Source organism: Agrococcus phoenicis (assembly GCF_047302415.1).
Classification (GTDB): domain Bacteria; phylum Actinomycetota; class Actinomycetes; order Actinomycetales; family Microbacteriaceae; genus Agrococcus.
Genome location: NZ_CP154854.1, coordinates 1,374,299 through 1,388,142, shown reverse-complemented (window position 1 = coordinate 1,388,142; position 13,844 = coordinate 1,374,299). Strand labels below are relative to the sequence as shown.

Sequence of the window (13,844 nt, the reverse complement as noted above, 5' to 3'; positions counted from 1 at the left end):
CATGCAGCCGCAGGCGAACGAGCAGCGCGTGACCGACCAGATGGTCTGCTTCGCGCTCTACGCCGCGGCGCGCGCGACGACGCAGGCCTATCGCAGCCTGCTCGAGCCCTGGGGCCTGACCTACCCGCAGTACCTCGTGCTCGTGACCCTCTGGGTCGAGGGGCCGCAGAGCGTGAAGGCGCTGGGGGAGCGGATGCAGCTCGACAGCGGCACGCTCTCGCCGCTGCTCGCCCGCATGGAGCAGAGCGGCATCGTCCTGCGCGAGCGCGGCGGCAGCGACGCGCGCGTCGTCACCGTGCGCACCACCGACCGCGGCGCCGCGCTCCGCGCCGAGATGGAGGGCGTGCCGGCCGCGGTCGCACGCGGGCTGGGCCTCGCCGACGGCGTCGACGGCGAGCACCTGCTCCAGACGCTCCACGGCATCTCGGCATCGATGCACGCCGTGGCCGACGATCCGTCGTCGGTGCTGGCCGCGCCCTGACCACCGCCCCACCGAGGCGCTCCGCCGCTGCTCGCGGCAGGGCGCGACCGGAGCGACACACCGCAACGACACACCGCAACGCTGCACCCGTGCGACGCACCCGCGCCGCCGCTGACGAGAGGAACCACCATGGACGTGCTCTACACCGCTGAGGCCCTGTCGACCGGCGCCGGCCGCGACGGCCGCGTGACGACGATCGACGGGCAGCTCGACCTCCAGATGGCGGTGCCCGCCGAGATGGGCGGCTCGGGCGACGGCGCCAACCCCGAGCTGCTGTTCGCCGCCGGCTACGCGGCGTGCTTCCACTCCGCGCTGCAGTCGGTGGCGCGCGCGCAGAAGGTCGCGCTGCAGGACTCGAGCGTCGGCGGCCGCGTGCAGATCGGGCCCGACGGCTCGGGCGGCTTCATGCTCGCCGTGCACCTCGAGGTCGTGCTACCCGGCGTCCCCGAGGATCGCGCTCGCGAGCTCGCCGACGCCGCGCACGCCGTCTGCCCCTACTCCAACGCCACGCGCGGCAACATCGACGTCACGATCGCCGTCTCCGATGACTGACCCCGAGCACGAGGGCGAGCCGCGCCGATCGCTCCCGCGCACCATCGCGCGAGTGCTGCTCGGGGTCGCCCTCCTGCTCGCGGGCGTCGGCCACCTCACCTTCGCGCGTCAGGAGTTCCAGGCCCAGGTGCCGAGCTTCCTGCCGCTCGACCCCGACCTCGTGGTGCTCGCCTCCGGCGTCGTCGAGGTCGCGCTCGGCGCCGCGCTGCTGGTCGTGCGCCGTCACCGGGTCTGGGTGGGGCTGATCGTCGCGGCGTTCTTCGTCGCGGTCTTCCCCGGCAACATCGCGCAGTGGCTCGAGGGCCGCGACGGGTTCGGGCTCGACAGCGACGGCGCGCGCTTCGGCCGCCTGTTCTTCCAGCCGCTGCTCGTCGCCATGGCGCTGTGGTCGACCGGGGCGTGGGATGCGCTGCGCCGATGGCGGCGCGACCGATCGCGCGGCGCCTGAAGCACCTGCAGCTCCCGGTCGACGGGCGCCTCGCGCGCTCTGAAGCACCCACCACCGTCCCGGATCAGCGCATCCGGAACCACCGCATCCGTCACCCACCCGAGAGGAGCACCCATGCGTGCCGTCATCCATGAGCAGTTCGGCGAGCCCGAGGACGTCCTGCGCGTCGTCGACCGCCCCACCCCCGAGCCCGGGCCCGGCGAGGTGCGCGTGCGCACCACGCTCGCCACCATCCACAACCACGACCTCTGGACGGTGCGCGGCACGTACGGCTTCGTGCCCGAGCTGCCGGCGCCCAGCGGCACCGAGGCGGTCGGCGTCGTCGAGGCGCTCGGCGAGGGCGTCGACGCGCTCGCGGTCGGCGATCGCGTGATCGCCGGCGGCGTCTTCGGCGTCTGGGCCGAGCAGTTCGTCGCGAAGGCCGCGGGCCTCATGCCGGCCCCTGCCGAGCTGCCCGACGAGGCGGCCGCGCAGCTGGTCGCCATGCCCTTCAGTGCCGTCAGCCTCCTCGAGGATCTGGCGCTCGAGCCCGGCCAGTGGCTCGTGCAGAACGCGGCGAACGGCGCCGTGGGCCGCATGGTCGCCCAGCTCGCCCGTGCCCGCGGCATCCGCGTCGTGGGACTCGTGCGCCGCGCCGAGGCGATCGACGAGCTGCGGGCGGCCGGCATCGGCGAGGCGGTGACGACGTCGGAGGCGGGCTGGCGCGACCGCGTCGAGGAGATCACCGGCGGAGGGCGCGTCGTCGCGGCCGTCGACTCGGTCGGCGGTCCCGCTGCGGCAGAGCTGCTGTCGGTGCTCGGCGAGGGCGGCACGCTGATCGCGTTCGGCGCCATGGGCGACGCGACCCTCGAGGTGCCGGTCGGCGACCTCATCTTCAAGCAGGCCACCGTGCGCGGCTTCTGGGGCAGCACCGTGAGCCGGGGCATGCAGCCGGAGGTGCGCCAGCGACTCTTCGCCGAGCTGGCCGAGCGCCTGGCCGCAGGCGACCTCACCCTGCCGGTCTCGAGCATCCACGCGTTCGACGACGTGCAGGCGGCGGTGCGGGCGAGCCTGACGCCGGGGCGCGTGGGCAAGGTGCTGCTGCGACCGTAGGTCGTGCAACCAGCAGGGTCCGACCGGCGTCGGCCGGTCGGACCCTGGGGAGCCTCACAGGCTGCGTTAGGGTGATGCAGAGGCGACGCCTGCGGGCGACGTCCACCACCAGCAATGACGCTCGCGGCGAAGGGGGAGAACTCGATGGGTTCCCTGGTGCTCCTGATCATCGGTCTGACCATGTTCGCGGTCGGGTACTTCGTCTACTCGAGGTACCTCGCCAGACGGGTCTTCAAGCTCAGCGGCTCGTTCAGGACGCCGGCGCACGAGCTGCGCGACGGCGTCGACTACATGCCGACCAACAAGTTCATCCTGTGGGGCCACCACTTCACCTCCGTCGCGGGTGCCGCGCCGATCGTGGGCCCGGCCATCGCCGTCATCTGGGGCTGGCTGCCCGCGTTCCTGTGGGTGACGATCGGCACGGTGTTCTTCGCGGGGATGCACGACTTCGGTGCGCTCTGGGCGTCGCTGCGCAACAAGGGCAAGTCCATCGGCGCGCTCTCGGAGCGCTACATCGGCAAGCGCGGCGCCAACCTGTTCCTCATCGTCATCTTCCTGCTGCTGCTGATGGTGATCGCGGCCTTCGCGGTCGTGATCAAGAACCTCCTCATCGCCACGCCGACCGCGGTGATCCCGACGTGGGGCGCGATCATCGTCGCCCTGCTCGTCGGGGTGGCCGTCTACCGGATGCGGTGGCCGCTCATCCCCGTCACGATCGTCGGCGTCGTGGCGCTCTACGCCCTGATCCTGCTGGGCGACAGCATGCCGGTCGTGCTGCCCGAGTCGTTCCTCGGCATGAGCCCGGCGACCGTGTGGATCCTCGCCCTGTTCATCTACGGCGCGATCGCATCGCTGCTGCCGGTGTGGGTGCTGCTGCAGCCGCGCGACTACATCAACGGCGTGCAGCTCTTCGTCGGCCTGATCCTGCTGTTCGGCGCGGTCATCATCGGCACGCTCTTCATGGCCGACAAGCCCGACATCGTCGCCCCGATGATCAACGGCAACCTGCCGGACGGCACGCCGAGCCTCGTGCCGCTGCTCTTCGTCACGATCGCGTGCGGCGCCATCTCCGGCTTCCACGGCATGGTCTCCTCCGGCACCACCTCGAAGCAGATCGACAAGGAGACGGACGCGCGGTTCGTCGGCTACTTCGGCGCGGTGGGCGAGGGCATGCTGTCGCTCGGCACGATCCTCGCGGTGATCGGCGGCATCCAGACGGTCGGCGAGTGGGAGGAGATCTACAGCTCCTTCGGCGCCGGCGGCGTGAACGCGTTCGTGCAGGGCGGCGGCCAGCTCATGGAGAGCGGTCTGGGCCTGCCCGCGTCGCTCAGCGCCACGGTGCTCGCGACGATGGCCGTGCTGTTCGCGGCGACGACGATGGACACCGGCATGCGCCTGCTCCGCTTCGTCGTCCAGGAGATCGGCGACGCGTTCAAGGTCCGCATCACCAAGATCCCCGCGACCATCGTGGTGGTCGTCGTCGGCCTGGGGCTGACGTTCTCGCAGGGTCTCGGCGGTGAGGGCGGCCTGCGCATCTGGCCGCTGTTCGGCACGACGAACCAGCTGATGGCCTCGCTCACCCTGTCGATCATCGCGGTCATGCTGATCCGGAAGCGGCGCAATCCGCTGCCTGCGCTCATCCCGCTCGTGCTCGTGTTCGTGCTGTCGTTCTGGGCGGCGCTCGAGCAACTGGTGGGCTTCACGAGCGCCGGCAACGAGGATTGGCTGCTCTTCGCGCTCGACGTGATCATCATCATCTCGAGCGTCTGGGTCGCGGTCGAGGCGGTGCTGGCGATGCGCCGCGCCTACGCGGAGCCGCCGGAGTCGGAGCACGAGGACTCCGAGCTGGTCGCGACGCGCGAGCAGGTCTGATCGGGTGACACCCGCAGGCAGCGCCGCCCAGCGCCGGACCAGCTGGTCCGGACGCTGGGCGGCGTTCCGCGAAGGGCTGCAGGAGTACTACGCCGGCCCGTACCGGCAGATGCTCCTGCGCGAGCGCCGCAGCGAGGACGACCTGTTCATGATCGTCGTGCTGGGCGAGGCGCTCGGGGTGCCGGACCCGGCGGCCTACTACTCCGCAGAGCTGCTGCCCGCGGTGTGGGAGGACTTCCACGCCTGGCACCGTCGCGTCGGCATCCCGAGCTCGCCGCTGGATCACGTCGCGTGCTGCTGACGCTCGCGCGCGAGCGCCGCGTGCTCTTCGTCGGAGGCAAGGGCGGTGTCGGGAAGACGTCGATCGCCGCTGCGCTCGCGGTCGCACGCGCACGCGAGGGCGGCAGGGTGCTGCTCGTCTCGACCGACCCGGCGCACAACCTCGGGCACGTCTGGGATCGTGCGCTCGGGGATGCGCCGACGCGCGTCCTCGACGTCGGCGCGGGCTGCGTCGACGCGATCGAGATCGACCCGGGCGCCACGATCGACCGGCACTTCGCCGCGGTCGGCCAGACGATGCTGCGGCTGCTGCCCGAGCGCCTGCACGCCTCGGCCAGGCAGCACCTCGAGCAGGCCCGCAGCGCGCCCGGCAGTCACGAGTCGGCGGTGCTGGAGCGGGTCGCCCAGGTGATCGAGCAGAGCCGCGACAGCCACGACCTGGTCGTGTTCGACACCGCGCCCTCCGGCCACACGCTGCGCCTGCTGGCGCTGCCGGAGCAGCTCGGGGGCTGGGCCGAGACGCTGCTCGCGAGCCGCGACCGATCCGAGCGCTTCGCCGCCGCAGCGCGCAGCGTCGTCGGCACGAAGGATCCCGCCTCGAGCGCCGATGCCGAGCTGCGGCGCACGCTGATCGCCCGTCGCGACCGGTTCGCCCTCATGCGCGGCATCGTCGGCGACGCGGCCCAGACCTCCTTCGTCGTGGTCGGCATCGCCGAGCGCCTGCCGATCGCCGAGTCGATCGACGTCGTGCGGCAGCTCGCCGCGCTCGGGATCGATCCGGGCGCGGTCGTCATCAACCGTCGGTCACCGGCGGATGCAGGCCCCCTGCTCGCCGAGCGCCGCGCGCTGGAGGAGCAGCAGCTCGGCGTGCTCGAGGCCGCGATCGACGGCACCCCCATCGTCGAGGTGCCGCTGCTGCCCGGCGACCTCGCGGGGGTCGAGGCGCTGGGGCTCCTGGCCGAGCACCTCGCCGCGCGACCGCGCTGAGCGACGGTCGCGCTGAACGACGGCCTCGCTGAGCGACGGCCGCGCTGAGCGACGGCCTCGCTGAACGACGGCCGAGCCAGCGCGGCGGGGGAAGATCGCGCGCCGCGCTATTGTTGTACCGAGCACAACAATCAGTCCTCCCTCGGAAAGCGGCAGCAGTGCACCCCTCTGATCCCATCGCCTCGCTCGAGGGCGTCACCGTCCGCTACGGCGGTCGTGCCGCGCTGGAAGGGGTCTCGCTCGAGGTGGCGCGCGGCGAGATCCTCGGCGTCGTCGGCGAGTCGGGAGCCGGCAAGTCGACGCTCCTGCACCTGCTCGACGCCGCCGCGCATCCGACCGAGGGCCGCGTCACGATCGACGGCACCGACCCGGCGACGCTCCGAGGCCGCGAGATCCGACGGCTTCGCCGGCGCATCGGCATGGTGTTCCAGGGCTTCAACCTGCTGGCGAACCGCACCGCGCAGCAGAACGTGGCACTGCCGCTGACCCTGCAGCGCGCGCAGGATCCGGCGCTCGTCGCCGAGCTGCTCGACTACGTCGGCCTCGCCGATCGCGCCGGCCACTACCCGGCGCAGCTCTCCGGCGGCCAGCAGCAGCGCGTCGCCATCGCCCGCGCCCTCGTGACGCGGCCCGGCCTGCTGCTCGCCGACGAGCCCACCAGCTCGCTCGACACCCGAGCCACGGAGGACGTGCTCGAGCTGCTCGCCGCGACCCGACGCGACTTCGGCGCGACGGTCGTGCTCGTCACGCACGAGCTCGACTCGGTCGCCGCGATCGCCGATCGTGCTGCCGTGCTCGAGCGGGGGGTGCTGCGCAGCGTCTTCCCGGTCGCGCGCTCGGCCGCGCGCGAGCGCCGCGACTCCTACGCCGCGCACGTCGAGCGGGTGCTCGGCGCGTGAGCGGCTTCCTCGACTCGCTCGCCGCGAACGCCGACCAGATCGGCATCGCCATGGCGGAGACCGGCTTCATGCTCGCCTTCTCGCTCGCCGCCGCCGTGCTGCTCGGGCTGCCGCTCGGCGTCCTCATCTTCCTCACGCGGCCGGGCGGCCCCAAGGAGCACCGCGTGCTCTGGGCGGTGGCGAACCTCTACGTCACCGTCGTGCGGTCGTTCCCGTTCCTGCTCTTCGTCGTCTTCCTCATCCCGCTCACCCGCCTGCTCTACGGCACCACCTTCGGCACCGGGGCCGCCACCTTCCCGCTCTGCTTCGTGGGCGTCGCCATCTACGCCCGGCTCGTCGAGCAGATCCTGCTCGAGGTGCCCTCCGGCGTGCTGGCGGCCGCGCGCTCCATGGGGGCGGATGTGCTCCAGACGGTCTGGCACTTCCTCCTCGTCGAGGGCCGGTCGGGCCTCGTGTACGCGCTGACCAGCGCCGCGATCAGCCTCATCTCCTACTCGACGGTGCTGGGCATCGTCGGCGGAGGAGGGCTCGGCGACTTCGCGCTGCGCTTCGGGTACCAGGAGTACGACTACCCCCTCATGTACTCGACGATCGCCATCGTCATCGTCTGCGTGATGCTGCTGCAGACCCTCGGCGAGCAGGTCTCCGCGCGGCTCGACAAGCGCCGCGCCTCCAGCCCCGCCACCCTTCGCACCCGCCGCCCACTCCGAGAGGCATCATGAGCATCCGATCCCGTTCCGCACTCGCCGCAGCCGCAGCCGCCGCCCTCGCCCTCGCGCTGGGCGCGTGCTCCGCGCCCGCCGGCGGCGGCGCATCCGAGCCGGCCGACGCATCCGACACCGTCACGATCCGCGTCGCGGCGACCGTCACGCCGATGACCGACGCGGTCGAGGCCGCCGCGGCGGTCATCGAGGAGGGCTACGAGGTCGAGCTCGTGCCCGTCAACGACTACGTGCAGCCGAACGTGCTGCTGCAGCACAGCGAGATCGACGCGAACCTCGTGCAGTTCGAGGGGTTCATGGAGGAGTTCAACGCCGCCAACGGTGCCGAGCTCGAAGTCGTGCAGCCGGTCTACGCGACCGTCGTGGCGTTCTACTCGAAGACGCTCGACGACCTGCAGGAGCTGCCGGAGGGCGGGCGCCTGGCGATCCCGAACGACGTCTCGAACGCGGGCCGCGCGCTGCAGATGCTGGCCGACGAGGGCCTGATCGAGCTCGATCCGGCAGCGGAGCGCTTCGCCGCGCGCCCGAGCGACATCATCGCCAACCCGCGCGACCTGCAGATCACGCAGATCGACCTGCTGCAGCTCAACACGGCGTACGACGAGATGGATGCGGTGTTCAACCTGCCGTCGTTCGCCCGGCAGCTGGGGCTGACGCCGCAGGACGACGGGCTGGCGATCGAGCAGGATCCCGCGTTCGAGGTGTCGCTCGTCGCACGCCCCGACAACGCCGACTCGCCCGAGATCGCAGCGCTCGTGCGCGCGCTCACGAGCGACCACGTGCGCGAGGTGCTCGAGGAGCTCGGCGTGCCCGCCGCGTTCTAGCCGCGCGGCTGCGCGCCGACGGCTGCCGCGCGTCGCCGGCTGCCGGAGCGCGGCGCGAACAGAGGTGCCGCTGCCCGGAACCTGCCAACGGCACCTCTGTTCGCGGCATTCCGCGAATCGCACCTCGATTCGGGACGGGCGGCGAGGTGAGGCTCGGCCTGGCTCGGCTCTGCGCAGCGCGGCCCGGCGCTAGACGGCGCGCAGCACGAGCGCCGCGTTGTGGCCGCCGAAGCCGAACGAGGTCGAGAGCACCGTCCGCAGCGCCGTGGGCCGCGCCTCGTGGGCGACCACGTCGAGCTGCGGGAACTCGGGGTCGTCGAGGTTGATCGTCGGCGGGATCACCCCGTCGCGCATGGCGAGCAGCGACAGCGCGGCCTCGAGCGTGCCGGCGCCGCCCAGCAGGTGGCCGGTGGTCGACTTCGTCGAGGTGACGGGCACGCCGGCCAGCGAGGGGCCGAGCACCGCGGCGAGCGCCCGGGCCTCCATCGCGTCGTTCAGCGGCGTGCCGGTGCCGTGGGCGTTCACGTGGTCGATGTCGGCAGCGGAGCGTCGCGCATCGTCGAGCGCCGCGCGCATCGCCGCTGCCGCGCCGCGGCCGTCCGGCTCCGGCGCCGTCGCGTGGAACGCATCCGAGCTCGCGCCGTAGCCGGCCAGCTCACCCAGCACCATCGCCCCGCGGCGACGCGCGTGCGCCTCCGACTCGACCAGCACGGCAGCGGCGCCGGCCGACATCACGAAGCCCGACCTGCCGCGGTCGAAGGGGCGGGATGCGCGCCACGGCTCGTCGGCGTACCCCGGCGCGAGCGACCCGAGCGTCGCGTTCACGCCGAGGTTGACGCGGTTGAGGCAGTCGTCCGCGCCGACGACCAGCACCGCATCCGCATACCCGTGCCGGATGGTGCGCAGGGCGTCGCCGAGGCCCACGGCGCCGGACGCGCACGTGGCGGAGACGCCCGCGCTCGCCCCGCGCGCGCCGTAGCGCTGGCTGAGGTAGGCCGCGGCGCCGTCGGGCCCGCCGTAGATCACGACGCCGGGAGGCACGCGGCGCGGGCCGTGCTCGTCGAGCGCGCGCACCGCGTCGTGGGTGAGCGCGACCGCGCCGGAGCCGGTCGCCGCGGTGATCGAGAAGCGCGAGGGATCGGCGGGGGAGAAGCCCGCCAGCGCTTCGGCGGCAGCCGCGATCGCGAAGAGCGCGTGCCGGTCGAGCCGACGGGCGTCGGAGCGCGAGACGTGCGCGAGCGGATCGAAGCCGCGCACCTCGCCGCCCACCTTGACCGCGAGGTCGGCGACGTCGACGCCCTCGAGCGCGCGGACGCCGCTGCGGCCTGCGACGACGGCCGCCCAGGTGTCCGCGAGGCTCAGCCCATTGGGGGTGACGGCGCCGAGCCCCGTGACGACGACGCGCTCGCCGCGCCCGCCGTCGCTCACAGCCGCTCCGCCGATCCCGCGGCGACGAGCTCGGCAACCGCAGTGCGGCGGATCTTGCCGCCGGCCGTGCGCGGCAACTCGTCGACGCGGTAGTAGCGGCGCGGCACGAACTGCTCGGGCAGCAGCCTCCGCAGCGCGTCGCGCATCACGCCCTTCGCCGGCACGCCCGTGGTGGCGGGGTGCTCCGCCTCGCGCTCGCCGGCTCGCGCCTCGCCGGCTGGCGCCTCGGCGTCGCGCTCGTCGCCATCGCTCCCCGGGCCCTCGACGACCACCGCCACGATCGAGCCGAGCGCCGCGTCCGGCAGCGCGACGGCGCAGCACTGCTCGCAGCCGGGCACCGTCGCGAGCGCCCGCTCGACCTGCGGCAGCGACACCTTGTGCCCGCCGCTGACCGCGATGTCGCCGGCCCGCCCCGCGAGCGCGATGGTGCCGTCGACGATCGCCGCGAGGTCGCCCACGCTCGACCACCCATCAGCGCCCGTGATGCGGTCGTCGCTCGTCGCCGCCAGGTAGCCCTCGACCGCGGAGGCGACGCGGATGTGGAGGGTGCCGATCTCGCCCTTGGGCACCGGCGCGCCGTCGTCGTCGCGCACGATCGCCTCGACCCCGTCGAAGGGCGTCAGGCGCGTGCCGTCGCCCGCGTCGCTGAAGCCGATGAACCCGATCTCGCTCGCCCCGTAGTAGCTGCGCAGTCGCGCGTGCGGCGCGGCTGCGGTGAAGGCGTCGCGGATCCGCTGCGACTGGTTGGCGCCGCCCGTCACGACCCAGCGCAGCGAGGACAACGACGCCTCGCCCTCCCGCCGCGCCGCCGCGGCGAGCGCGAGCAGCATCGACGGCACCCCCACGAAGCGCTCGATGCCGTGGCGCGCGATGGTGCGCACCGCGTCCCGCGCGTCGAAGCGCGACTGCAGGAACAGCGAGCCGCCTGTCGCGAGCACCTCGACGAGCGCGTAGAGCGTGAGGCTGTAGGAGACGGGGCCCGGCGCGATGGTCTGGACGCCCTCCGCGGCGAAGAGCGCGCGGCGACTGACGGCGACGTTGACATCCCAGCTGCCGCGGGTGCGCAGGAAGCCCTTCGGCAGGTCGGTCGTGCCGGAGGTGAACAGCAGCAGGAAGGGCTCGTCGCGCGGGCGGATCTCAGGGCCCAGGGAGGCGTGCGCAGCGGCAGCGGCGGCCTCGAGGCGCTCGAGCGAGACCGCGCTGCCGTGCCAGTGCTCCAGGTCGGCGAGCGCCGCCTCGAGCTCCGGCTCGTCGGTGATGACGAGCGCCGGCTCGACGCGGCGCACCGTCTCGAGGCGGTGCGAGCGCGGCCAGAGCGGATCGAGCACCGCCACGATCGCGCGGAACGAGGCGATGCCCGCCACCAGGCGCCCGACGTCGATCGCGCGCGAGAGCGAGACGGCGATGACGGGGATGCCGTCGGTGGCGCTGCTGGCGCCAGTGGCGCTGCCGTCGTCGCCGGGCCCCCGCGCGCCCAGCAGCGCTTCGATGCCCGCACGGATGCGCGCGGCCTCCGCCACCAGCTCGGCGTAGGTGAGGCGCACGTCGTCGCCTGCGAGCGCGAGCCGGTCGGGATCGGCCGCCGCGACCTCGAGCATCGTGCGGGTGAACGTCACCCTCGGAGTCTACGGAGGGAGCCTCCGGTTGGAGCCTCCGGAGGCCTACGGCACGAAGCGCAGGATGCGATCGTCGCCGTCGCTCGGCTGACCGCGGCCGTCCGTGGCGTTGGTGAGCGCCCAGAGCGAGCCTTCCGGCGCCGCGACCACGTCGCGCATCCGCCCGAACCTGCCCTCCCAGTGCACGGTGGAGCCCGCGGGGTCGTCGAGCGAGACCTCGCGCACGGATTCCCCGCGCAGGTTCGCGATCCAGAGGCTGCCGCCTGCCGCGGCCATGCCGCTCGGGCTCGCCTCGCCAGGCGACCACTGCTGCACCGGGTCGGTGAAGCGCGGCACCTCGGCGATGCCCTCGACCGCGGGCCAGCCGTAGTTCGCGCCGGCCTCGATGCGGTTCAGCTCGTCCCAGGTGTCCTGCCCGAACTCGGTCGCGTACATCGTGCCGTCCTCGGCCCACGCGATGCCCTGCGGGTTCCGGTGCCCGAGGGTGAAGACGGGGGAGCCGGGCACGGGGTTGTCCGCCGGGAGCGTGCCGTCGGGCTCGAGCCGCAGGATCTTGCCCGCGAGGTCCTCCGGATCCTGTGCCGCGCCCGGTGCTCCCGCGTCGCCCGTGGTCACGTAGAGCATGCCGTCGGGGCCGAAGGCGAGGCGGCCACCGTTGTGGTTGCCGGCGACCGGGATGCCGGTGAGGACCTCCTCGGGCTGCCCGATCAGGATGCCGTCGTCGTCGGTGATGGTCGCGCGCATGACGCGGTTGTCGTCGGCCGTGGAGAGGTACCAGTAGAGGTGGCCGTCGCCGATCGCGAGCCCGAGCAGGCCGCCCTCGCCGCGGGCCGAGCCGCCCGAGAGCTCCGCGATCTGCTCGGCCTCGCCGCTCGGAGCCCCGGACTCGTCGAGCACGAGCCTCCGGATCACCATGGTGTCGCGCTCGCTGACGAGCGCGGTCCGCTCGTCGAGGAACGCGATCGACCACGGCGCCTGCAGCCCGGTCGCGAGCTCGGCCGGCGCGTCGAGCGAGCCGAGCGCGGCCGCTGCGGGGTCGGATGCGCCGGGCTCGGCCGGCGCATCGGTGGTCGCCGGGCTCGTCGACGCCGGCGGCGATTGGGACGCCGCCGGGCCGGGGTCGCCGCATGCCGTCAGCAGCAGCGCGCTCCCGGCGATCGTCGCGAGCAGGGCGGTGGTGTGGCCTCCACGTGGCACGGCAGGCACCTCGTCTCGTGTCCGAAGGGACGCGACCGCGCGGTGGCGCTCGCGGGATGCGACCAGGCTACGAGGCGCACCTGTGCGCGAGCGTCGCGAGCCAGCCCTGCCGGCGAGCACCGTCGGTGCGCGCCGCCGTGCCGGATCGGCGCCGCCCACCGATGCGGCGCCCGGCAGCGCCCCGCGGCGCGCGCTCGGCGGGGGCGCTGCCGATCGGCCTCACCGCAGCGCGAGCGCCTGCTCGAGGTCGGCGATCAGGTCGGCCGGATCCTCGATGCCGATCGAGAGCCGCACGATGCCGGCGTGCGGCTTCGCCTCCGGTGCCACGGGGCGATGGGTGAGTGACGCGGGGTGCTGGATCAGCGAGTCGACGCTGCCGAGCGAGACGGCGTGGGTGAACAGCCGCACGCCCTCGGTGAGCGAGGCGGCTCGGGCGGCGGTGCCGACGTCGATCGAGATCATCGAGCCGGGGCCCGTCATCTGGCGCCCCGCTCCGACGAGGCCCGCGGGGTCGCATCCGTCGAGCCCCGGGAAGCGCACCTCGCGCACGCCCGGCAGCTCCTGCAGCGCCAGCGCCACCTGCAGCGCGCCCGCCTGCTGGGCGCGCACGCGCAGCGGCAGGGTCTGGAGCCCGCGATGCATGAGGTAGGCGCTGAGGGGATGCGCGATGGCGCCGGTGATCGCCCGCACCGGTCGGAGCGCCCGCGCCCACTCCGCCGAGCACGCGACGACGCCGCCGAGCACGTCGCCGTGCCCCCCGATGTACTTCGTCGCCGAGTGCAGCGAGAGCGCCGCGCCGTGCGCGAGGGGCCGCTGCAGCACGGGGGTGGCGAAGGTGTTGTCGACGAGCACGGGGGCATCGCCGGCGGCCGCGACGAGCGCGGTGAGGTCCACGAGCTCCAGGGTGGGATTGGCGGGCGTCTCGGCGATCACGAGGCCGGTGTCGGGCCGCACCGCGCGCTCGACGTGCTCCACGGCATCCACGAAGGTCGTCTCGGTGCCGAGGAGCCCGGTCGCGAGCAGGTGGTCGGTGCCGCCGTAGAGCGGTCGGAGCGCGACGACGTGGGGACCTCGCCGCTGCTTCGCGGCGGTCAGCGCTGCGGTGACCGTCGCCATCCCCGAGGCGAAGGCGACCGCGGCTTCGGCGCCCTCGAGCGCTGCGAGGGCCTGTTCGAAGCGGGCGACCGTCGGGTTCCACAGCCGCTGGTAGACCGCCGATCCGTCGCCGATGTCGCCGCCCGTGGCCATGCGCTCGTAGGCATCGCCGCCGGCATCCACCCCCGGCAGCGGGGAGGTCGAGGAGAGGTCGATGGGTGTCGCGTGCACGCCCAGGGACTGGAGGTCCTCGCGGCCAGCATGCACCGCGAGCGAGTCGAGTCGGAGGCGAGCGTCATTGCTCGTCGTCATGCCGACGATCATGCCGCATACCGGCACTGATGGCGTGGCC

The 13,844-nt window shown here is 73.5% G+C and carries 14 protein-coding genes; 10 read left to right on the top strand and 4 right to left on the bottom strand.

Annotated elements, in window-relative coordinates; genetic code table 11:
• Position 1: 1 nt before the first annotated feature.
• From AA0Z99_RS06705 to AA0Z99_RS06660, 10 genes are all read left to right on the top strand, one after another.
• Complete coding sequence (locus tag AA0Z99_RS06705) at positions 2 to 481, top strand: MarR family winged helix-turn-helix transcriptional regulator (RefSeq protein WP_413320662.1); 480 nt, start codon at positions 2 to 4, stop codon at positions 479 to 481.
• A 129-nt stretch (positions 482 to 610) separates the two neighbouring features.
• The gene (locus tag AA0Z99_RS06700) at positions 611 to 1,033 is read left to right on the top strand and encodes an organic hydroperoxide resistance protein (RefSeq protein WP_413320660.1); all 423 of its coding nucleotides are present in this window, start codon (positions 611 to 613) and stop codon (positions 1,031 to 1,033) included.
• The gene (locus AA0Z99_RS06695) at positions 1,026 to 1,481 is read left to right on the top strand and encodes a DoxX family membrane protein (RefSeq protein WP_413320657.1); all 456 of its coding nucleotides are present in this window, start codon (positions 1,026 to 1,028) and stop codon (positions 1,479 to 1,481) included. Before AA0Z99_RS06700 ends, AA0Z99_RS06695 begins: the two co-directional genes overlap by 8 nt.
• Before the next feature lie 114 nt (positions 1,482 to 1,595).
• A complete protein-coding gene (locus AA0Z99_RS06690) occupies positions 1,596 to 2,573 on the top strand; it encodes a zinc-binding dehydrogenase (RefSeq protein ID WP_413320655.1) in 978 nt (325 codons plus the stop codon).
• A gap of 144 nt (positions 2,574 to 2,717) precedes the next feature.
• Positions 2,718 to 4,445 carry a carbon starvation protein A gene (locus AA0Z99_RS06685; protein ID WP_413320653.1) on the top strand — a complete coding sequence of 576 codons (1,728 nt, stop codon included), beginning with the start codon at positions 2,718 to 2,720 and terminating at the stop codon, positions 4,443 to 4,445.
• A 4-nt stretch (positions 4,446 to 4,449) separates the two neighbouring features.
• Positions 4,450 to 4,746, top strand: coding sequence for a cory-CC-star protein (locus AA0Z99_RS06680; protein ID WP_413320651.1), 297 nt, complete (start codon positions 4,450 to 4,452; stop codon positions 4,744 to 4,746).
• Positions 4,737 to 5,711, top strand: coding sequence for an ArsA family ATPase (locus AA0Z99_RS06675; RefSeq protein WP_413320649.1), 975 nt, complete (start codon positions 4,737 to 4,739; stop codon positions 5,709 to 5,711). The genes AA0Z99_RS06680 and AA0Z99_RS06675 overlap by 10 nt, the downstream gene beginning before the upstream one ends.
• 158 nt (positions 5,712 to 5,869) lie before the next feature.
• On the top strand, positions 5,870 to 6,610 hold the full coding sequence (locus AA0Z99_RS06670) for an ATP-binding cassette domain-containing protein (RefSeq protein ID WP_413320647.1): 741 nt from the start codon (positions 5,870 to 5,872) through the stop codon (positions 6,608 to 6,610).
• Positions 6,607 to 7,332, top strand: coding sequence for a methionine ABC transporter permease (locus AA0Z99_RS06665; RefSeq protein ID WP_413320645.1), 726 nt, complete (start codon positions 6,607 to 6,609; stop codon positions 7,330 to 7,332). The genes AA0Z99_RS06670 and AA0Z99_RS06665 overlap by 4 nt, the downstream gene beginning before the upstream one ends.
• Positions 7,329 to 8,156 (top strand): MetQ/NlpA family ABC transporter substrate-binding protein, encoded by an 828-nt coding sequence (locus AA0Z99_RS06660; RefSeq protein ID WP_413320642.1) that lies wholly within the window; start codon positions 7,329 to 7,331, stop codon positions 8,154 to 8,156. The genes AA0Z99_RS06665 and AA0Z99_RS06660 overlap by 4 nt, the downstream gene beginning before the upstream one ends.
• A gap of 189 nt (positions 8,157 to 8,345) precedes the next feature.
• On the opposite strand, the gene AA0Z99_RS06655 is transcribed toward AA0Z99_RS06660, so the two are convergent.
• From AA0Z99_RS06655 to AA0Z99_RS06640, 4 genes are all read right to left on the bottom strand, one after another.
• Complete coding sequence (locus AA0Z99_RS06655) at positions 8,346 to 9,584, bottom strand: beta-ketoacyl-[acyl-carrier-protein] synthase family protein (protein WP_413320640.1); 1,239 nt, start codon at positions 9,582 to 9,584, stop codon at positions 8,346 to 8,348.
• Positions 9,581 to 11,200: a class I adenylate-forming enzyme family protein gene (locus tag AA0Z99_RS06650; RefSeq protein ID WP_413320638.1), complete on the bottom strand. Its 1,620-nt coding sequence runs from the start codon at positions 11,198 to 11,200 to the stop codon at positions 9,581 to 9,583. Before AA0Z99_RS06650 ends, AA0Z99_RS06655 begins: the two co-directional genes overlap by 4 nt.
• Positions 11,201 to 11,245: 45 nt before the next feature.
• Positions 11,246 to 12,397 (bottom strand): PQQ-dependent sugar dehydrogenase, encoded by a 1,152-nt coding sequence (locus AA0Z99_RS06645; RefSeq protein WP_413320636.1) that lies wholly within the window; start codon positions 12,395 to 12,397, stop codon positions 11,246 to 11,248.
• A 219-nt stretch (positions 12,398 to 12,616) separates the two neighbouring features.
• Complete coding sequence (locus tag AA0Z99_RS06640; protein ID WP_413320634.1) at positions 12,617 to 13,804, bottom strand: trans-sulfuration enzyme family protein; 1,188 nt, start codon at positions 13,802 to 13,804, stop codon at positions 12,617 to 12,619.
• Positions 13,805 to 13,844 lie beyond the last annotated feature (40 nt).

What these genes read in the sequence shown, in the direction of transcription:
- AA0Z99_RS06705 (WP_413320662.1), top strand. Translation starts at nt 2, where the DNA reads ATGCAGCCGCAGGCGAACGAGCAGCGCGTGACCGACCAGATGGTCTGC.
- AA0Z99_RS06700 (WP_413320660.1), top strand. Translation starts at nt 611, where the DNA reads ATGGACGTGCTCTACACCGCTGAGGCCCTGTCGACCGGCGCCGGCCGC.
- AA0Z99_RS06695 (WP_413320657.1), top strand. Translation starts at nt 1,026, where the DNA reads ATGACTGACCCCGAGCACGAGGGCGAGCCGCGCCGATCGCTCCCGCGC.
- AA0Z99_RS06690 (WP_413320655.1), top strand. Translation starts at nt 1,596, where the DNA reads ATGCGTGCCGTCATCCATGAGCAGTTCGGCGAGCCCGAGGACGTCCTG.
- AA0Z99_RS06685 (WP_413320653.1), top strand. Translation starts at nt 2,718, where the DNA reads ATGGGTTCCCTGGTGCTCCTGATCATCGGTCTGACCATGTTCGCGGTC.
- AA0Z99_RS06660 (WP_413320642.1), top strand. Translation starts at nt 7,329, where the DNA reads ATGAGCATCCGATCCCGTTCCGCACTCGCCGCAGCCGCAGCCGCCGCC.
- AA0Z99_RS06640 (WP_413320634.1), bottom strand. Translation starts at nt 13,804, where the DNA reads ATGACGACGAGCAATGACGCTCGCCTCCGACTCGACTCGCTCGCGGTG.